The 19,728-nt window shown below is 71.3% G+C and carries 11 protein-coding genes; 7 read left to right on the forward strand and 4 right to left on the reverse strand.

The window, feature by feature from the left end; all coding sequences use genetic code 11:
- Positions 1-132: 132 nt before the first annotated feature.
- Both PX701_RS02350 and PX701_RS02355 read left to right on the forward strand, forming a co-directional pair.
- The gene (locus PX701_RS02350; RefSeq protein WP_275505370.1) at positions 133-1,059 is read left to right on the forward strand and encodes an AEC family transporter; all 927 of its coding nucleotides are present in this window, start codon (positions 133-135) and stop codon (positions 1,057-1,059) included.
- A gap of 43 nt (positions 1,060-1,102) precedes the next feature.
- A complete protein-coding gene (locus tag PX701_RS02355; RefSeq protein ID WP_275505371.1) occupies positions 1,103-1,837 on the forward strand; it encodes a DUF1353 domain-containing protein in 735 nt (244 codons plus the stop codon).
- A 1-nt stretch (position 1,838) separates the two neighbouring features.
- On the opposite strand, the gene PX701_RS02360 is transcribed toward PX701_RS02355, so the two are convergent.
- Positions 1,839-2,159, reverse strand: coding sequence for a putative antibiotic biosynthesis monooxygenase (locus PX701_RS02360; protein WP_275505372.1), 321 nt, complete (start codon positions 2,157-2,159; stop codon positions 1,839-1,841).
- Positions 2,160-2,255: 96 nt separating this feature from the next.
- Between PX701_RS02360 and PX701_RS02365 the strand changes: the two genes are divergently transcribed.
- Complete coding sequence (locus tag PX701_RS02365) at positions 2,256-2,864, forward strand: TetR/AcrR family transcriptional regulator (protein ID WP_275505373.1); 609 nt, start codon at positions 2,256-2,258, stop codon at positions 2,862-2,864.
- A gap of 196 nt (positions 2,865-3,060) precedes the next feature.
- On the opposite strand, the gene PX701_RS02370 is transcribed toward PX701_RS02365, so the two are convergent.
- Positions 3,061-6,579 carry an OmpL47-type beta-barrel domain-containing protein gene (locus PX701_RS02370; protein WP_275505374.1) on the reverse strand — a complete coding sequence of 1,173 codons (3,519 nt, stop codon included), beginning with the start codon at positions 6,577-6,579 and terminating at the stop codon, positions 3,061-3,063.
- A 195-nt stretch (positions 6,580-6,774) separates the two neighbouring features.
- Between PX701_RS02370 and PX701_RS02375 the strand changes: the two genes are divergently transcribed.
- Complete coding sequence (locus PX701_RS02375) at positions 6,775-9,393, forward strand: DEAD/DEAH box helicase (RefSeq protein ID WP_275505375.1); 2,619 nt, start codon at positions 6,775-6,777, stop codon at positions 9,391-9,393.
- 177 nt (positions 9,394-9,570) lie between these two features.
- On the opposite strand, the gene PX701_RS02380 is transcribed toward PX701_RS02375, so the two are convergent.
- The gene (locus tag PX701_RS02380; RefSeq protein WP_275505376.1) at positions 9,571-10,464 is read right to left on the reverse strand and encodes a DMT family transporter; all 894 of its coding nucleotides are present in this window, start codon (positions 10,462-10,464) and stop codon (positions 9,571-9,573) included.
- A 234-nt stretch (positions 10,465-10,698) separates the two neighbouring features.
- On the opposite strand from PX701_RS02380, the gene PX701_RS02385 reads away from it, so the two are divergent.
- Both PX701_RS02385 and recQ read left to right on the forward strand, forming a co-directional pair.
- Positions 10,699-15,003, forward strand: a complete 4,305-nt coding sequence (locus tag PX701_RS02385) for an ExeM/NucH family extracellular endonuclease (protein ID WP_275505377.1) — start codon at positions 10,699-10,701, stop codon at positions 15,001-15,003.
- A gap of 167 nt (positions 15,004-15,170) precedes the next feature.
- Positions 15,171-17,246: a DNA helicase RecQ gene (recQ, locus tag PX701_RS02390; protein ID WP_275505378.1), complete on the forward strand. Its 2,076-nt coding sequence runs from the start codon at positions 15,171-15,173 to the stop codon at positions 17,244-17,246.
- Between the two features lie 58 nt (positions 17,247-17,304).
- Here recQ and PX701_RS02395 read toward each other — a convergent pair whose 3' ends face one another.
- Positions 17,305-18,729, reverse strand: coding sequence for a TetR/AcrR family transcriptional regulator (locus PX701_RS02395; RefSeq protein WP_275505379.1), 1,425 nt, complete (start codon positions 18,727-18,729; stop codon positions 17,305-17,307).
- A 121-nt stretch (positions 18,730-18,850) separates the two neighbouring features.
- Here PX701_RS02395 and PX701_RS02400 point away from each other — a divergent pair, with 121 nt between their 5' ends.
- Positions 18,851-19,699, forward strand: coding sequence for a histidine phosphatase family protein (locus tag PX701_RS02400; protein ID WP_275505380.1), 849 nt, complete (start codon positions 18,851-18,853; stop codon positions 19,697-19,699).
- The last annotated feature ends 29 nt before the right edge of the window (positions 19,700-19,728 follow it).

The following is a 19,728-nucleotide window of genomic DNA, read 5'->3' on the forward strand; positions in this document are numbered from 1 at the left end:
CCCGTTCGACTCCGCCTGCCGCTACCGAGCCTAGGTCGCACCGTGGGCCCGGGGCCAGTGCTCCGGCGGGTCGAGGCGGGCGCGGCGACCGTCCCGACGCGCGCCGGAGGCCTCCCGGATAGGCTCGAACCGATGGGATCGGTGTTCACGGGCTTCGCGGTGATCGCGCTCGCCGTGTTCGTCGGCTGGCTCGCGGCCCGCACGGGCGTCGTCGGCCCCGAGGCCCGGCCGATCCTCGCCCGGTTGAACTTCAGCGTGCTCGCGCCGTTCCTCTTGTTCTCGGTGCTCGCGACGGCCGACGTCGGGGCCCTGTTCTCGGCCCTGCTGCCGGTCTCCGCGCTCGCCGCGGTGACGATGATGGTCGTCTTCGGCCTCGTGTCGATGCTCGCCTGGCGACGCAGCCTCGAGCGCACGGTGATCGGCTCGCTCGCCTCCGGTTACGTCAACGGCAACAACTTCGGCATCCCGATCGCGGTGTACATGCTCGGCGACGCCGCGTACTCGGCGCCCATCGTGCTGCTGCAGCTGCTGCTCTTCGCCCCGGTCGCGCTCGCCATCCTCGGCGCCCGCGTGCAGGGCAGGACCTCGGCGTGGCAGATCGTGCGGTCGACGTTCACCAACCCGATCATCGTCGGCTCGCTGCTCGGCGTCGCGGTCGCCGTGGCCGGCATCGAACTGCCGCCGATCGTGCTCGAGCCGGTCGAACTCATCGGGCACGCGGCCGTGCCGCTCATGCTCATCTCGTTCGGCATGTCGCTCAACGGCCAGCGCCTGCTCGCGGCCGGCACCGGCCGGCGCGACGTGCTGCTCGCGACGACGCTGAAGCTCGTGGCGATGCCGGTCGTCGCGTGGCTGCTCGGCCGATTCGTCTTCGGCCTGGATGCCACCGCCCTGTACGCGGTCACCGTGCTCGCGGCGCTGCCGACGGCGCAGAACGTGTTCAACTACGCGCAGCGCTACGACACCGCCGAGATCGTCGCGCGCGACACGGTCTTCATCACGACGCTCGGCTGCCTGCCCGTGCTGCTCGGGCTCGCGCTCGTGCACTCCCTGGGATGACGGCGCCGGGCGCGATGATGGGGGAGAGCCAAGGAGGTCGCCCATGCCGTTCCTCGCCGACGACGGTGCACCGCTCGCCGAGCTGGTGCTCGCGCAACGACCGGCGGATGCCTCGCGGTTCGAGCTGACCGAGGCGTTCGCCTACCTCGACCCCGAGACGGGTCGCCGGTATCGGGTGCCCGCCCGCGGCGAGGCATCCCCGCCGCTCGCCGGCTTCTCGACCGACCTCGCCTCGGTGCCGACGCCGCTCTGGGGCATGATCGCGAGCTACGGGCGCCAGTCGGCGCCGGCCGTGCTGCACGACGCGCGCTCGCGCGAGGCCGACGCGCTCGGCGACCGACGGGCGGCGCTCGAGCAGCGGCGGGAGGACGACCGGGTGTTCCGCACGGCGCTGCGCGAGCAGGGCGTGCCGCGCCTGCGGGCCCGGCTCATGTGGGCGTGGGTCTCGGCCGATCGCGAGCGCTGGTTCGGCGGAGCCCGGGGGTGGGCCCTCGTGGTGCAGGCCGTCGTCGGTGCGCTCGTGCTCGTCGCGGCCTCGGTCGCCGCGTTCTGGTACCCGGCCTGGCTGCTCGCCTGGCCGGTGGTCGCGCTCGCCGTGCTCGTGCACGGCCGGCTGGCGGGACTCGTCGCGACGCTGACCTTCTCGATCGCCCTGCTGGGGCCGCTCGTGCTCGTGCAGCTCGCGGCGCTGCTGCCCTTCCGGCTGCTCGAGGCGCTCGTCGAGCTGGTGACGGGCGGCGACCCGCGCGGGGTCTGGCGGCCGACGCTCCGGCCCTGAGTCAGCGGCGGGCGGCGCGGCGTCGGGCGGCGCGGCGGCGGAGCGAGCCGTAGCCGCGCATGAGCTGCGGGACGACGACGTAGACCGCCGTCGGCACCACGACGAGCGTGAGCACGAGCGCGCGCAGCACGGGGTGCCACGACTCGGCGACCGGTGCGAGCGCGAGCATGCCGACGGCGACGAGGGGGAAGATCGCCAGCCACGTGATGATCGCCCGGACGTGGACGGAGGGCGGCGCCGCGGGTGCGGGTGCGACTGTGGGTGCGCCTGTGGGTGCGGGGGCCTGGGCGGCGACGGGATGCGTCGGGACGGTGGTGTCCATGGGTGCTGCTCCTCAATTTCCAACTGAATGGTTGTAATTGAAGCACGACGAGCATTGAATCGCAACTGTTCAGTTGGAAATTGCTAGGATGGCCGCATGGCCTGGGACACCGAGCGCACGAAACGCCTCCTGCTCGACGCGGCGACCGAGGAGTTCAGCGCGCACGGCCTCGCCGGGGCGCGCATCGATCGCATCGCGGCTTCGGCCGGGGTCAACAAGGAGCGCATCTACCAGTACTTCGGCAAGAAGGACGAACTGTTCGAGACGGTCCTCGCAACGAGGCTCCGGGCCACGATGGACGACGTACCGATGACGGGCGAGGGCCCCGAGGCCGTCGGCGACTACGCCGGCAGGCTCTTCGACCACCACATCGCCGACGGAGTCATCCCGAGGCTCGTCGCCTGGGAGGGGCTCGAACTCGGCACCGCGCCCGCAGCGGGTGCGGAGCGCCGCCGCTACCACGAGGAGAAGGCCGAGCGCTTCGCCGGCATGCTGCCCGGGGTCGACCGCGACACCGCCGGCGAGCTGCTGCTCACGATCGTCACGCTCGTCAACGGCTGGCCGGTGCTCGCGCAGCTCGACGAGCTGCTCGTGCCGGGTGCCGGCGGACGCGCCGCCGGTCGCGCCGCGCGGGTCGGGCGGCGGCGCGCCGCGATCGTCGGCATGGCGACGGCGGCAGCCAGGTCGGCGCTCGCGGGAGCGTGACCCGGCCGCACGCGAGCCGCCCGCCGAGGTTCAGGGACAACCCTGATCCTCGACGGGCGGCCGCTGCGTAGCGTTGACCTCAGATCGTCGCCGCGGCATTGCAGGGGGAACTGTCACCGCGGACGACGGCGATCGCGGCCGGCCGGCACCTCGGACCCGAAACGAGGTGCGGGCCGGCTTCCCCGTTCTCCCGCGATCAGCCCTTCGGCCCCGCCTTGCGCTCGAGTTCGAGCGTGCGCGACGTCTCGGCATTGCCCGCCGCGTCGACCGCGCGGTACTCGATCGTCGTCACCGACTTGCCGACCTGGATCGGGCCCGAGTACGGCTGGAACCCGCCGTCTCCGGTGCGGTACTCGATGCGGTCGACGCCCGACGCCGCGTCCGTGGCGGCCAACGTCACGATGCGCTTCTTCGTGTCGACCTTCGCCGTCGTGACGGGGTCGACCGTGTCGCGCCGGACGGTGAGCGTGGCTTCGTCGGAGACGTTGCCCGATGCATCGGTCGCGCGGGCCGTGACGGTGGTCGCACCCTCGGCGGTGATCGCGATCGCCCCCGTGTAGGGCTGCCAGCCGGACCCGGTCGAGATCTCGATCGAGGGCGCCGCGTCGACCTCGTCGGTCGCGGTCGCGGTGACGGTGACCCCGCCCGTGAACCAGCCGCTCTCGGGCACGTCGGGCGAGGTGGCGAGCGCGACCGTCGGCGCCGTTCCGTCGGGCACGACGGGGTGCGTGCGGAAGGCGTCGACGATCATGTAGCTGCCCGACTTCATCGTGCCGCTGATCGTGTGCACGCCCGGCTCGAGGTCGTCGATCGAGAGCACCGTCTGCTGGTGCAGTCGGGTCGGGTTCGCGAACGACTGCGTCTTCAGGAACTCGCCGTCGATGCTGATGTCGACGTTGCCGAGGTCGCTGTTGATCTGCGACACCACGTCGATGCCGGTGCCGTGGAACGTCAACTCCCACGAGTCGCCGAGGTTCTGCGTCGCGTCGATGTCGTCGAGCCAGGCCCCGCCGCCGCCGCGCGCGGCGTCGCGCCAGAGCCAGGTCTCGCGTGTCGGCGATGCGGCCGTGCGGTAGACGACGCCCGAGGTGTTGTTGAGCAGCTCGGGCTCGGTCGGCTTGGTGAGCGTGATCGTGACGTCGGTCGAGGCGCGCCGCACGCCGAGCGTGATCGGCTCGCCGGCGGGCAGCGCGTTGTACGCCTGCCAGAAGGAGTTCCGCTGCTCGGTGACGGCGGTGCCGTTGATCGTGCGCACGAGGTCGTCGGCCTTGAGGCCCGCGGCCTCCGCGAGGCTGCCGCCGGGAACGGCGACGAACTTCACGCCCTTGAAGTCGCTGATCGCGTACGACGACTGCTCGGCGGTCGTGGTGATGTTCGCGATGCTGCCGCCCCAGAGCCGCTCGACGTACTTGCGCCTCGCGAGCTCGATCGGGTCGGGCGCCGTGGTGCCGGTCGGGAGCACCGCCTCGGGCGGCAGCGCGCCTCCCGGTGCGCCGAAGCCCGTCATCGGGATGTTCTCGTAGCCGAGGGCGACCGCGGGCGAGGCATCCCCGACGGTGAAGTCGTAGTCGCCCGTGGGGTCGGTGCTCGTGAATGCGGGGTCGCCGACCTTGGAATCGCGGTCGAGGCCCGCCGCGTACCAGCTCGTCGCAGTGTTGAGCGAGCTGCCGTCGACCGAGAGCTTCTCGGTGACGCCGCCGCGCGGCCGGATGTCGATCGCCGCCCCCGCGTTCCAGAACAGGTTCTTGCCGATGGCGTACTGGGCGCGGGCCGGGTCGTTGAGCACGTTGTCGTAGGGGATGCGTCCGAGCGTGATGTTGTGGTCGATCTCGTCGCCGCCGGGCATGTAGCTCACCTGCTCGTAGGTCGATCCGTCGAGGATGAGGTTGTTGCGGAGCGTGCGGTCGAAGCCGTCGCGCAGCTTCACGCCGCCCTTCAGCAGCACGTTGTTCGTCATGACGAAGTTCGAGGAGCCGTCGTCGAGGTCGATCGCCCAGTCGCCGTCGTGCCAGAAGCGGTTGTGGTCGATCGTGATGGGCTCGATCGTGTCGAGCTTCATCATCTCCCGCGCCTGCTCGGCGGTGAGGGCGCCGCCCGTGTTGCCCATGAACTCGACGCCGTCGGCGAGGCTCGCGAACGCGTTGTTCGCGGCGCCCGTCTTCCAGAACCGGGTGCGGCCCCACGCGTTGATCGAGCCGTTGTCGCCCGTCTCGCGCACGCAGTCGAAGATGTCGTTGTCCTGCACGAGGTGCCCGCCCCACGTGGTGTCGGAGAAGTTCAGGCAGGCGCGCGGGCTGTCGGACAGCGAGTTGCCGCGCACCGTGACGCCGAGGGCCATCGAGATGTTGACGGAGGACGTCTGCTTCTCGTACCGCCCGTTGTTGCGCATGATGTTGCCCTCGATGAGCACGTCGCGCGGGTAGTCCTCGGTCTTCGGTCCGGCTTCGAGATCGGTGATGCGCGGGGTCGTGAAGTAGTTGCCCGCGTAGTCGCGCACGGCGGCGGGGGATCCGACGACGTGCACGTCGGTGGCGCCGTTGTCCTCGAACCGGCTCGCGGTGATCTTCGTACCGCTGTTGTACCCGTCGAGGAAGACGCCGTTGCCGCCGAGGTCGGTGAAGGACGAGTCGGCGAACGTGACGTCCCGGCTGTTCTTCACGGTGGCCGCGCCCTTGCGGACGACCGACCAGTCGCCGCGCGCGAGGCTCTCGAAGGTGCTGTCGAAGAGCGTGCGGTGGGTTCGCTCGAAGGCCAGGTTCTCGAAGGCGATGTCGTGGATCGGGGCGGCGGGCGAGTCGCCCGTGAGCGTCACGAGCTCGTGGAGCTCGCCGACCTCGACGGTCGCGGCGCCGAGGTCGACGCCCGCGGCGGGCTTCAGGTAGAGCTTGTTCGCCTCGCGGTCGAGATACCACTCGTTCGCGGCGTCGAGCTCCTCGCGGATGTTCTCGACCATCACGGCGCCGCTGTTCATCGGCAGGCCCGAGCCGCAGTCCTGCGGGCGGTTGTTGTCGCCGACGAAGTCGAGCTGCAGGGCATCGGCGCTGCGTCCCTCGATCGTGAACGACACGCTGCCCCAGTCGTGGCAGTGCATCGCCCTGACGTAGCCGGTGGTCGGCTCCGCCCAGCCGGCCGAGCGGGTGTTGAGCGTCGCCATCGTGGTCGTGCCCTCGAGGCGCTTGGCCGTTGCGTCCCAGTTGGGGTAGCGCGCCATGACCTGGCGGGCGTCGTCGACGAAGAGCTCGTCGAAGTCGATGCCGGCCGGCACGTCGGTGACCATGATGCCCGGGTCGGATGCGGTCGGCGTCCACGTGCCGGTGAGCTTGCGCCCGCCGTTCAGCGTCGAGCCGTCGCCTGCGCCGACCCAGCGGACGGGAGCCGCCTCGCTGCCCGAGTCGGCGTTCGTGAGCGCGAGCGTCTCGTCGAGGTAGTACTCGCCCTCGGCGAGCTGCACCGTGACCGGCGCACCGCCGGGGAGAGCGTCGCGCACGAGCTCCTGCGCGCGCGCGAGCGACTTCACGGATGCCTCGGCCGAGTCGCCGGTCGCGGCGTCGTCGCCGTCCGGGGCGACGTAGACCGTGACGGCCTCGGCGGCGTGCGCCGGCATGGCGGTGAGGGTCGACAGGGCGAGCGCGGCGAGTCCTGCGCCGGCGATCGTCTGCAGGAGGCGGCGCGCCCGTCGGGGCGGGCGCGATGGTGCGGCGATCTGTTCTGACACTGGGGAACTCCCTTGTCCGTCGTGCGTGGCGAGCCGAGAACCGGCATAAACATCGGATCTATCGCGGCTTACGCTAGGGGCATTCTTCACAGGCGTCAATGAATCCGGCGAATGCCAGTGGCGATACCTCCGATGTCAGGACCGGTCGGGAGTCCAGCGAGCGGGCGAGGCGGCGTGCCGTGACAGACTCGACGGATGACCCAGCCCCTGCTCGACCGCGCGCCGCGCCCGTACGATGCCGACGCGATGTACGACGCCTTCGTCGAGTGGGCCGACGACCGCGGCTTCGCCCTCTACCCGGCGCAGGACGAGGCGGTCATCGAGATCGTGTCGGGCGCGAACGTCATCCTCTCGACGCCCACCGGCACCGGCAAGTCGCTCGTCGCCGTCGCCGCCCACGCGACGTGCGTCGCCCGCGGTGGCCGCTCGTACTACACGGCGCCGATCAAGGCGCTCGTGAGCGAGAAGTTCTTCCAGCTCGTCGAGGTCTTCGGGGCGGCGAACGTCGGCATGGTCACGGGCGACAGCTCGGTGAACGCCGACGCCCCGATCATCTGCTGCACCGCCGAGATCCTCGCGAACCTCGCGCTGCGTCACGGCGCCGACGCCGACGTCGACCAGGTGGTCATGGACGAGTTCCACTTCTACGGCGACCCCGACCGCGGCTGGGCATGGCAGGTGCCGCTGATCACGCTGCCGCGGGCGCAGTTCGTGCTCATGTCGGCGACCCTCGGCGACGTCGAGGCGATCGCCGACGACCTCTCGCGGCGCACCGGCCGGCCCACCGCGCAGGTCACGGGTGTCGAACGCCCCGTCCCGCTCCACTTCTCGTACGCGAAGACGCCGGTGCAGGAGACCGTCGAAGACCTGCTCGCGACCCGACAGGCTCCCGTCTACATCGTGCACTTCTCGCAGGCGGCGGCGATGGAGCGGGCGCAGGCACTGTCGTCGATCCGCGTCGTCACGCGTGAGCAGCGCGACGAGATCGCCGAGGCGATCGGCGGGTTCCGCTTCACGACGGCCTTCGGCAAGACGCTCTCGAGGCTCGTCCGGGCGGGAATCGGCGTGCACCACGCGGGGATGCTCCCTCGCTACCGCCGGCTCGTCGAGACCCTCGCCCAGCGCGGCCTGCTGCGGGTCATCTGCGGCACCGACACGCTCGGCGTCGGCATCAACGTGCCCATCCGCTCGGTGCTCATCACCGCGCTCTCGAAGTTCGACGGCCAGCGGATGCGCCAGCTCAGCGCGCGCGAGTTCCACCAGATCGCGGGGCGGGCCGGCCGCGCCGGGTACGACACCGCGGGCACCGTCGTCGTGCTCGCGCCCGACCACGAGATCGAGAACGAGGTCGCACTGCGCAAGGCCGGCGACGACCCGAAGAAGCTCAAGAAGGTCGTGCGCAAGAAGGCCCCGGCGGGCTTCGTGACCTGGAGCGAGGTCTCGTTCGACCGGCTCATCACCGCCGTGCCCGAGGCGCTCACGCCGCACCTGCAGCTCACGGCGGCCATGCTCATCAACGTGATCGCGCGCGGCGGCGACGTCGTCGGCGACATCCGCGCCCTCGTGTTCGACAACCACGAGACGCGTGCCCGCCGCTTCGAGCTCGCGCGCCGTGCGCTCGAGATCCTGCGCACGCTGCGCGACGCGGGCGTCGTGGTGATCGCGCCGGTCGCTTCGTCGAGCGTGTCCGTTTCCGCCGACGGTGCCCGTGCCGACGGCCACACCCGGTCGGAACGGAATCACTCGGCGGGCGGCGGGCTCGGCGTCGAGCTGCACCTCACCGTCGAGCTGCAGCCGAACTTCGCACTCAACCAGCCGCTGTCGCCGTTCGCGCTCGCGGCGATCGAGCTGCTCGACCCCGCGTCGACCGGCACGGCGAACGACGGCGTCGGAACCGGGCACTACGCCCTCGACGTCGTCTCGATCATCGAGTCGACGCTCGACGACCCGCGGCCGATCCTCTCGCAGCAGCAGTTCAAGGCGCGTGGCGAGGCGGTCGCCGCCATGAAGCAGGACGGCATCGAGTACGAGCAGCGCATGGAGGCGCTCGAGGAGGTGACCTGGCCGAAGCCGCTCGACGAACTGCTGCACCAGGCGTTCGAGACCTTCGCGTCGAGCCAGCCGTGGGTGCGCGACTTCGAGCTCTCGCCGAAGTCGGTCGTGCGCGACATGTTCGAGCGCAGCATGTCGTTCGGAGAATACGTCTCGTACTACCAGCTCGCCCGCAGCGAGGGCCTGGTGCTGCGCTACCTCTCCGACGCGTTCCGCGCCGTGCGCCAGACGGTGCCCGACGACGCGAAGGACGAGGAGCTCTACGACCTCATCGAATGGCTCGGCGAACTCGTGCGCCAGGTCGACTCGAGCCTCGTCGACGAGTGGGCCGAGCTCATCGATCCGGCCGCCCACCTGCCCGAGGACGAGCGGGCCGTCGTCCCGCCGGCGCCCCCGTCGGTCGTCACGAACCGGCGCGCGTTCACGGTCCTCGTGCGCAACGAGCTGTTCCGCCGGGTGCAGCTCGCGGCCCTCGAGCGCGACGACGAGCTCGCCGAGCTCGACCCCGAGGCGGACTGGCCCGGCGCGCTCGACCGGTACTACGCCGAGCACGACGAGATCGGCACGGGGCCGGCGGCCAGGTCGCCGCGCATGGTCGCCATCGACGAGACGGATGCCTCGAGCGGCATGTGGCGGGTCGAGCAGACCATCGACGACCCGGCCGGCGACCACGACTGGCGCATCCGAGCCGACGTCGACCTCGAGGCGTCGGCCGAGGAGGGCGTCGCCGTCGTGCGGGTCACCGAGGTCGTCAGGCTCTGACGTTCGGCGGCTGGTTGAGGAGCTCCTGCGCGGAGCCGCGACGCGCCTCGACCCGGTGAGCCCTCGCCGAGACCGGGCCAGTGGTTTCGATACGCGTCCGATGTCGTCGGGCGCTGCCCGACCGGTGGAGATGTCGTCGGGCGCTGCCCGACCGGTGGAGGTGGTCGGGTCGCGCCCTCACGCGACCGCGAGCATGCCCGCCGCCACGAGCGCGAGCACGAGGCCGGCCCATTGCACGGGCGCGATGCGCTCCTTCAGTACGAGCGCTGCGAGCAGGATGGTGCCGGCCGGGTACATGGCGCCGAGCACTGCCGCGATCGCCAGCTCACCGGCGCGGATGCCGAGCAGCAGGAGCGTGTTGGCGGCGGCGTTGACGAGCCCGCAGGCGATCGCGATGCGCAGGCCGGTCCGGCGGTCCGCGGCGACGGCATCGAGCTGGGCGTCGTCGCGCCGAGGCATCCTTGCCGCCCGCGACCGCGCCAGCAGTGCGAGCGCCCCGGCGACCGCGAACATGATCGCCGCGGTCACCGCGCTGTTGACGAGCAGCGGCCACAGCCCGCTCTCGTCGGCGGTCTGGTCGATGATGATGAAGAACGCCCCGATCGCGGCGCCCGACCCCATGCCCATCACGATGCCGGTGATGCTCGGCCTGACCGCGCCGCGCTCGGGCACGAAGCCCACGAGCACGACTGCGACGAGCGCGATGCCGAGCGCCCAGTACGCGAGGAGGCCGAGCGAGCCGCCCGTCGCGAGCCCCCAGGCCATGGGCACGACGGCCGAGACGAGCGCGGTGAGCGGCGAGAGGATCGACATCGGCCCGATCGCGAGGCACGCGTAGAGCAGGCCGATCGCGACCGCGCCGGCGACGCCGGCCGCCGCGCCCCACCAGAGGTCGGCCGGGGCGCGCACGCCCCCGATCAGCGGCGCCGCGATGGCGAGGGCGACGAGGCCCGCGAGCCCGGAGACCGCCGTCGCGAGCACCGCGCCGAGGCGTTTCGCCGCGAGTCCGCCGAGGAAGTCGGCCGAGCCGAAGACGAAGGCTCCGGTGAGCGACAGGACGGCGGTCAGCATGGTCGATCCAGCGTATCGGGCGCCGTCGTTGCTCATTCGCGCGGGGTTCATCGGGGGCTCTGCTCATCTGAGCAGCAGTCACGGATTCCGTTATGAAATCGCGGCGAACGGGGCCTGAATCCCCTTGGCAGGGCCTGAGGCCGGTCATAGGCTACGGGACATCGCCCCGCCGCCGGCGCGCTCGACTCGGTGCCGTATCCGAGGTGGAGGTGTGATCGTCCTATGAGGAGAGTCATGCAACGTCGCACAATCAACTGCTTGTCCGCGGTGGCCCTGGCCGCTGCGGGCTCGCTCGTCGCCGGGGTGCTCGGCGCCGCGCCCGCGTTCGCCGCGGTCGACGGCTCGGGTGTCGTGATCAACGAGGTCTACGCGCGCGGCGGCAGCGCGAACCAGCCGTTTCAGAACAAGTTCGTCGAGCTCTACAACCCGACGAATGCCGACGTCTCGCTCTCGGGGTGGTCGATCCAGTACCGCTCGGCGACGAGCACCGGCGCCTCGAGCGGGGTCGGCGCACTGACCGGCACCATCGAGTCGGGCGGGTACTACCTCATCGGCCTGAACAGCAACGGCGGCACCGGTGCGGCGCTGCCCACCCCCGACGCCTCGTTCTCGGTGGCGCCGAGCGGCACGACGGGTTCGCTCTTCCTCGCGAAGACCGCTTCGGCGATCAACCCGGGCAACGGCTCGGTCGTGAACAACCCGCAGGTCGCCGACTACGTCGGCTACGGCGGCTCGCTGAACTTCGAGACGGCCGCCGCGGCCTACCCGGGCTCCAACTCCGACCCCGGCAGCATCGTCCGCACGAACTTCAAGGACACCGACGACAACTCGAAGGACTTCTCCTTCACGGCGACCCCGACGCCGCAGAACTCGGGCAGCCCGGGCGGCCCGGTGCTGCCGGTCGCCAAGACGATCGCCCAGATCCAGGGCACCGACGTCGCCGCGAGCCCGCTCGTCGGCCAGGCCGTCGTGACCGAGGGCGTCGTCACGGCCGACCACCGCGTCGGCGGCTACGACGGCATCTTCATCCAGACTCCCGGCCCCGACACCACGCCCAAGGCCTCCGACGGCGTCTTCGTCTATCTCCACGGCGAGAACCCCGGCGTCGAGATCGGCGACAAGGTGCGCGTCACGGGCACCGTCGAGGAGTTCAACGGCCAGACCCAGCTCCGGCCCGCCACGGCGGCCGACGTCGAGCTCGTGCAGGCGGATGCAGGGCTTCCCGCGCCCACCAAGCTCCCCGCGACGGCCGTCGGCAACGCGGCGCGCGAGGTCTTCGAGGGAATGCTCGTCGTGCCCGACGGCACCTACAAGGTCATCTCGAGCCACAACCTCAATCGGTTCGGCGAGCTCTGGCTGAACGCGGGCACCGCCATGCCGGTCAAGTCGACCGAGACGCAGCGCCCGGGCACCAAGGCGGCGAGCGACATCGCCGCGGCGAACAGGGCGAGCCGCATCCTGCTCGACGACGGCTACAGCATCGCCGTGCGCAACTCGAACGGCACCGACAACCCGGCTCACCCGGGCGACCAGCCCTACTTCACGAAGGGCACCGTCGTGCGCAACGGCGACGTCGCGAGCTTCCCTGCGTCGGGCTACGTGCTCGGCTGGGGCTTCAACGAGTGGCGCCTGCAGCCGCGGACCCCGATCAACGACGCGAGCCCGGCTTCGGTGAAGCCGACGTTCGCGAGCGTCGACGCCGCGGGCAAGGTCATCGGCAACCCGCGTCCCACCACCGCTCCCGCGGTCGGCGGCGACATCACGGTCGCGTCGTTCAACGTGCTCAACTACTTCACGACGCTCACGTCCGAGAACTCGGAGGCGCGCGGCGCGGACACCGCAGAGGAGTTCGCGGTGCAGAAGGCCAAGATCGTCAAGGCGATCAACGGCCTCGACGCCGACGTCGTGGCGCTCCAGGAGATCGAGAACTCGGCGGCGCTCGGCGAGACGCCCGACGAGGCGCTCGCGAACCTCGTCGCGGGGCTCAACAGCGCGGCGGGTGCCGGCACGTGGAAGTACGTGACGACGCCTGAGGCGCTGCACGACGCCGCGATCACCGACGTCATCACGAACGCCATCATCTACAAGCCCGCCACGGTGAAGCCGAGCGGCGAGGCGCAGACGATCATCGACGAGACCGTGTGGGACATCGCGCGCGAGCCGATCGCCCAGACGTTCAAGTACGGCAAGCAGTTCGTGACCGTCATCGCGAACCACTTCAAGTCGAAGAGCGGCACCGACCCGTCGCCCGAGCCCGGGCAGGACGCCTTCAACGACGAGCGCGTGAAGCAGGCCGAGTCGCTGCTCGCGTTCGCGAACTCGCTCTCCGAGGACCGCAAGAACGCGATCTACCTCGTGGGCGACTTCAACTCGTACGCCAAGGAGGACCCGATCAAGGTCTTCACCGACGCGGGCTGGACCGACCTCGTGTTCAGCAGGGCGCGCGGTCAGTACACCTACTCGTTCGACGGCGAGCTCGGCTCGCTCGACCACGTGATCGCCTCGCCCGCCGCGGCGAGCCGGGTGCAGAAGACCGCGGTCTGGTCGATCAACTCGCCCGAGTGGGCCGGTCGCGAGTACTGGGGCCCCGCCGCAGAGACGGTGGCCGAGGCGACGCCGTTCCGCTCGAGCGACCACGACCCGATCCTCGTCGGCGTCGGCTCGGAGGCCGTGCCCGGCAAGGTCGACATCGACCTCGTCACGGTCAACGACTTCCACGGTCGCATCGAGCAGTCGGCCCCGTCGGGCGGCATCGCGGCGCTCTCGAGCGCGGTGAAGCAGATCCGCGCCGGCAACCCGAACACCGTGTTCGCGGCCGCCGGCGACATGATCGGCGCCTCCACCTTCACGTCGTTCATCCAGAAGGACGAGCCGACCATCAAGGCGCTCAACGCCGCCGGTCTCGACGTCAGCTCGGTCGGCAACCACGAGTTCGACCAGGGCTTCGCAGACCTGACCGAGCGCGTGATGCCGATGGCCGACTGGGAGTACCTCGGTGCCAACATCCGTGACAAGGCGACGGGCGACGCCGCCCTGCCCGAGTACTTCACGCAGACGTTCGACGGTGTGACCATCGGCTTCGTCGGTGCGGTCACCGACGAGCTCGAGTCGCTCGTGAGCCCGGCCGGCATCGCCGACATCACGGTCGAGGACCCGACCGAGGCGATCAACCGGGTGGCCGACCAGCTGAGCGACGGCAACGACGAGAACGGCGAGGCCGACATCGTGGTGGCCCTCGTGCACGAGGGTGCTGCGACGGTCGAGAAGTCGTCGGCGGTCGACGGCGCTTCGCGCTTCGGCAAGATCGTGCTCGGTGTCGATGCGAACGTCGACGCGGTCGTCTCGGGCCACACGCACCTCGCCTACAACCACGTCATCACCACCGCGGACTCGCCGGCGTTCAAGCACGCGCCCATGCCGGTGATCTCGAGCGGACAGTACGGCGAGCGGTTCAGCAAGATGGACATCCAGTGGGACCGCAAGACCAAGACGTTCACGATGAAGAACGAGATCTTCAGCCTCATGGACGGCACCACGCCGCTCTTCGCCGACGACCCGGCCGTGAAGCCCATCGTCGACGACGCGGTGAAGGTCGCCGACGAGCTCGGCAGCGTGCCGCTCGGCACGGCCGACGGGGCGTTCGGTCGAGCCGTCGCCTCCGACCCGGCCGGTGCCTCGTCGTTCCCCGAGAACCGCGGCGGTGAGTCCACGCTCGGCAACCTGGTCGCCGATGCGCAGCTCTGGTCGCTGAACGAGGATCGCCAGGACAAGGTCGACGTCGCCTTCATGAACCCGGGCGGCCTCCGCGCCGACCTGGCCTCGGGCACGGTCACGTACCGGCAGGCGGCCAACGTGCAGCCGTTCGCGAACACCCTCGTGACGCTGAACCTCACCGGAGCGCAGATCAAGCAGGTCCTCGAGGAGCAGTGGCAGCCCACCGGATCGTCGCGTCCGTTCCTGAAGCTCGGTGTCAACAAGGAGTTCACGTACACGTACGACCCCACCGTCCCGCCCGGATCGCCGCACATCACGGAGATGCGCCTGAACGGTGAGCTGATCGACCTGTCCGCGACGTACCTCGTGGGGGCGAACTCGTTCCTCGCTGCCGGTGGTGACAACTTCTTCACCCTCGGCAAGGGCACGAACAAGGCCGACTCCGGCAAGATCGACCTCGAGTCGATGGTCGACTATCTCGCGGCCGCGCCGAACCAGACGGTCAAGCCCGACACCGCCCAGCGCGCGGTCGGCGTCGACGTCCAGGGCGACGGCACCTACGCGCCGGGCGAGACCGTCACGGTGCTGCTGTCGTCGCTCGACTTCAGCCGAAGCGAGACGGCGGCCGGCACCGTCGTGATCTCGCAGGGTGGAGCGCAGCTCGCCACGGCTCCGGTCGTGCGGGCCTACACCCCGACGGTCGACGAGATCGGCAAGGCCACCGTCACGTTCGCGGTCCCCGCGGGCGCGAGCGGCCAGACGCGGTTCGACATCACGGTGCCCACGACCGGCACGGTGAGCTCGTTCACGCTGAACGTCGGCTGACCCGAATCCGACGTGGAGGGGGCCGGGTGCATGCGCACCCGGCCCCCTTCGCATGGCCGTGGCCGCCGGGGTGCCTCCCGTCCTCCACAGCCGCCCGGATGCTCCAGGCCGAGGCAGGCCCGCCCGAGGCCAGCCGGTACGTCGGGGGCGCTCAGTAGACTCGTCGGGTGAGCAGCAGCGCCGAACCAGACTGGGCCGACGAGGTCCCGTTCGACCTCGACGAGCTCGCTCCACCGCCCGACGACGAGTGGGCTCCGCCCCCGCCTCCCGACGAGTACCGCGGCGGTGCCGTCGAGTGGGCGACGGCGCAGGCGGGCCCGGCGACGCCCCCGGCGGGCCTCGGTCGGCCCGCGGTGAGCCGTCCGGCCGGGCACGAGGCATCCGGTCTGCAGCGGCCCGCCGTCGCCGCACCCGCCAGGTTCGAGAGCGCGCTCGAAGCGCTGCACACCGTCTTCGGCTACGACGCGTTCCGCGGCGAGCAGGCGGCGATCATCGAGCAGGTCGCCTCGGGCGGCGACGCCGTCGTGCTCATGCCGACCGGCGGCGGCAAGAGCCTCTGCTACCAGATCCCGGCGCTCCTGCGCGAGGGCACGGGCGTCGTCGTGTCGCCGCTCATCGCCCTCATGCACGACCAGGTCGACGCGCTCGTGCGCAACGGCGTGCGCGCGGCCTACCTCAACTCGAGCCAGCAGCCGGCCGAGCGCGCCGCCGTCGAGCGGGCCTACCTCGCCGGCGAGCTCGACCTGCTCTACATCGCGCCCGAGCGGCTGGGCACCGAGTCGGCCAAGCAACTGCTCGCCCGCGGCACGGTCGCGCTCTTCGCGATCGACGAGGCGCACTGCGTCGCGCAGTGGGGCCACGACTTCCGGCCCGACTACCTCGCGCTCTCCGAGCTCGCCGACCGCTGGCCCGAGGTGCCCCGCATCGCGCTCACCGCGACGGCCACCGAGGCGACGCACCGTGAGATCACCGAGCGACTCTCGCTCGGCGGGGCGAAGCACTTCGTGTCGAGCTTCGACCGCCCGAACATCCAGTACCGCATCGCGCCGAAGCTCGAGGTGCGCCGTCAGCTGCTCGACTTCGTGCGCAGCGAGGGGGTCGACGCCTCGGGCAACCCGGTGCCGGGCATCGTCTACGCGCTGAGCCGTGCGAGCACCGAGAAGATCGCGGCGTTCCTCGCGGCGAACGGCGTGAACGCGCTGCCGTACCACGCGGGCCTCGACGCCGAGCTGCGGCGCACGACGCAAGACCGCTTCCTCCGCGAAGACGGCATCGTCGTCGTCGCGACGATCGCGTTCGGCATGGGCATCGACAAGCCCGACGTGCGCTTCGTCGCCCACGTCGACCTGCCCAAGTCGGTCGAGGGCTACTACCAAGAGACGGGGCGAGCCGGCCGAGACGGGGCGCCGGCGACGGCGTGGCTGGCGTACGGGCTGCAAGACGTCGTGCAGCAGCGGCGCATGATCGACGAGAGCCCGGGCGACCTCGCGCACCGGCGTCGCATGTCGGCCCACCTCGACGCGATGCTCGCGCTCTGCGAGACCGTGCAGTGCCGCCGTCAGAACCTGCTCGCCTACTTCGGCGAGCCGTCCGAGCCGTGCGGCAACTGCGACACGTGCCTCGAGCCGCCCGCCTCGTGGGACGGCACAGTGCCCGCCCAGAAGCTCATGTCGACGATCGTGCGGCTCAAGCGCGAGCGGCGCCAGCAGTTCGGCGCAGGGCACCTCATCGACATCCTCCGCGCGAAAGAGACGCCCCGCGTGCGCCAGTACGGCCACGACGACCTCTCGACGTGGGGGCTCGGGCAAGACCTCAGCGACCAGCAGTGGCGCGGGGTCGTGCGCCAGCTGCTCGCGCAGGGGCTGCTCGCCACCCAGGGCGAGTACGGCACCCTCACCATCACCGACGCGGCGGCCGAGGTGCTGTCGGGGCGGCGCAGCGTCATGCTCCGCACCGAGGTCGAGCGTGCGCCCCGCTCGCGTGCGAAGGCGGCCCCCGCGGCCGCCGACCTCGAGCCCGCCCAGGCCGAGCTGTTCGAACGGCTCCGCGCCTGGCGCGCCGGAGAGGCTCGCGAGCAGGGGGTTCCCGCGTACATCGTCTTCGGCGACGCGACGCTGCGTGCGGTCGCGGTCGCGAAGCCGGCGAGCCTCGCCGAGCTCGACGGCATCACGGGCATCGGCGCCAAGAAGCGCGAGGCCTACGGCGAGGCGCTCATCTCCGTGGTCGGCGAGAGCGCCGCCTGAGGCCGTCGGCGCCGGTCGTGTCGCGTCGCCTCGGTCGTGGGGCGTCGGTCGTGCGGCCTCAGACCGCCGACGGGATGTCTCGGGGCGCGCGCCCCTCGACCGGCCCGAGCAGGTCGTCGAGGTGCCGCCGAAGCAGTCGGGCGACCTCGACGGCCGGGTCGTAGAGCGACTGGATCTGCAGGCCGTCCCACACGGCGAGGAGCCAAGCGGCCTCGCTGCCGGGGTCACGATCCGGCGCGAGCGAGCCCTCGTCGCGCGCGCCCTGCAGCAGGCTCGCGAAGTAGCGGCGCGTCTCGCGGAAGCGGTGCGCGAAGTACTCGTGGGCCGGATGTCCCGGCGTCGCGCCTTCGCACGACAGCACGGCGTAGAGCTCGACGAGTCCCGGGTGCGCTGCGGCCGTGCGTTCGGCTGTCGCCGGGAGCGATCGCAGGCGATCGGTGGCTCCGCCGCGCGCTGGGGCGCCGCCGGTGATCGTGAGCCGGTCGCGGTGCCGGAGCACCTCGGTGAGGAGTTCGGCCTTCGAGCCGATGTGATGCAGCAGGGTGGCTTTGGAGATGCCGGTGCGGCCGGCGATCGCGGCGAGGCTCGTGCCCGTGAACCCGTCGCGCGCGAACAGCTCGGTCGCCGCCTCGACGATCGCCTCGTGACGCCTGGCGCCACGCGCGCTGGCTGCAGGGCGCTGCTGCGCACCGGCACCGGCACCGGTCGCGGTGCCGCCGCCTGCCCCGGGCGGTTCCGGCTGCTCGAGCAGCACCGTCGGCGCGAGCATGCCGCCCGCGCCCTCCGGTGCGGTGCGGGCGCCCGGCCCGGTCGGCCCGCCCGGCCCGCCCGGCCGGGCCGTGTCCGACGAGGGCGTTCGGGCCGGCGCTCCCATGAGCCGCCGTTCGCGCGCCTCGAGTTCGCCGACGAGGTCGATCGAATCGGGGGCGTAGCGCTGCTGCACCTGCAGCCCGTCCCACCCGGCGATGAGCAGGGTCGCCGACCAGGAGGCATCCGATGCCGCGACGGCCGCCCTCGCCACGAGCTCATCCGCGATCGACGCGCGAACCCGGGCGTAGCGGGCCCGCATCATGTCGTGGGCGGGGTGCGACCTGCTCGTCGCCTCCCCCGAGAGCGCGGTGAACAGTTCGAGATAGCCCGGTGCGGCCGCGTTGCGGCGGGCGAGCGCGGCGGCACCGAGCGTGCCGACCGGCACGGGCTCGTGTTCGATCCAGTCGGCGTTCGCGTCGTCGAGTCGCTCGACGACGGCGCCGAGCAGTGCGTCGAGCGACGCGTAGTGGCGCAGGACGCCGGGATGGGAGAGGCTGGCCCGCTCGGCGACGTCGCGCAGCGACACCGCGGCGATGCCCTGTTCGACGAAGGCCGCCTGCGCCGCGTCGAGGATGCGCGCACGAGTGAGCGCCGACCTCGCCTGCCGGGTCGGTGCGACGGCGCCGTCGAGCGAACGCGCACCGCCGCCGGTCGCTTCGTCGTGCTTGCCCACGACACGACGCTATCGGTCCGTGGCGTTCCATCCACCTTTTTGTTACCAATCGGTCGAAAGCGGGCTAGGCTCGGTGGCCGACGCCCGATCAGGGCGCCCCGAACCCGAAAGGACCACGACAATGCCGTCTCGTCGCATCGCCCGTATCGCCCTCGCCGGCATCGCCGTCGCCGCCGCGGTGACTTCGCTCGCCGGCTTCGCCGCGCCGCAGATGGTGCTCGACGCTTCCGCCACGCAGCCCGTCGACAAGAAGCCCGCCGTCGACCAGAAGCCCAAGGGCAAGACCGTCACGATCTACCTCACCCGCCACGGCGAGACGATGCTCAACGCGCTCGGCCGCGTGCAGGGCTGGTCGGACTCGCCGCTGACCGAAGACGGGCGCGCCGTCGCCGAGCACCTCGGCGCGGGGCTCGCCGAGGCCGGGGTCGATTTCGAGGCGGCGTACTCGGCGGACATGGTCCGCCACTACGAGACGGCCTCGCTCGCGCTCGGCGAGCTCGGCTTCCGGGGTGACATCGTGCGCGACGCGCGGTTGCGCGAGATCGCCTTCGGCAAGTACGAGGGCGGCGACGGCATGGAGATGTGGAACGACGTCGCCGTCGAACTCGGCTACGCCGATGCCGGCGAGCTGTTCTCCGACCCCGAGTTCGACATGGGCGCGGCACTCGAGGCGATGGCGCGTCTCAACGAGGGCAGCGGGTTCACGGCCGAGACGCAGGGCGAGGTCGCAGAGCGGGCGCTCGCCGCGCTCGACGAGATCGCGGCGAAGCAGTCGAAGCGGGGTGGCGACGTGCTCGTGGTCTCGAGCGGCATCACGATCATCGCGACGCTCGACGCGCTCGGCGCCGACCTGAGCGAGGTCGTCGAGGGCATCGAGAACGGCGCCGTCTCCGAGCTGCAGTACCGAGGCGGTGAGTGGACCGTGCGTACGGTCAACGACCTGAGCTACGTCGAGGCCGGCTCCGACTGACCCCGGCCCACCGTCGAATCCAGGTCATC

The sequence above is a fragment of the Agromyces chromiiresistens genome (genome assembly GCF_029167465.1).
Taxonomy (GTDB): Bacteria; Actinomycetota; Actinomycetes; order Actinomycetales; family Microbacteriaceae; genus Agromyces; species Agromyces chromiiresistens.

What these genes read in the sequence shown, in the direction of transcription:
- PX701_RS02385 (WP_275505377.1), top strand. Translation starts at nt 10,699, where the DNA reads ATGCAACGTCGCACAATCAACTGCTTGTCCGCGGTGGCCCTGGCCGCT.
- PX701_RS02355 (WP_275505371.1), top strand. Translation starts at nt 1,103, where the DNA reads ATGCCGTTCCTCGCCGACGACGGTGCACCGCTCGCCGAGCTGGTGCTC.
- PX701_RS02380 (WP_275505376.1), bottom strand. Translation starts at nt 10,464, where the DNA reads ATGCTGACCGCCGTCCTGTCGCTCACCGGAGCCTTCGTCTTCGGCTCG.
- PX701_RS02375 (WP_275505375.1), top strand. Translation starts at nt 6,775, where the DNA reads ATGACCCAGCCCCTGCTCGACCGCGCGCCGCGCCCGTACGATGCCGAC.
- PX701_RS02365 (WP_275505373.1), top strand. Translation starts at nt 2,256, where the DNA reads ATGGCCTGGGACACCGAGCGCACGAAACGCCTCCTGCTCGACGCGGCG.
- PX701_RS02350 (WP_275505370.1), top strand. Translation starts at nt 133, where the DNA reads ATGGGATCGGTGTTCACGGGCTTCGCGGTGATCGCGCTCGCCGTGTTC.
- PX701_RS02360 (WP_275505372.1), bottom strand. Translation starts at nt 2,159, where the DNA reads ATGGACACCACCGTCCCGACGCATCCCGTCGCCGCCCAGGCCCCCGCA.
- PX701_RS02400 (WP_275505380.1), top strand. Translation starts at nt 18,851, where the DNA reads ATGCCGTCTCGTCGCATCGCCCGTATCGCCCTCGCCGGCATCGCCGTC.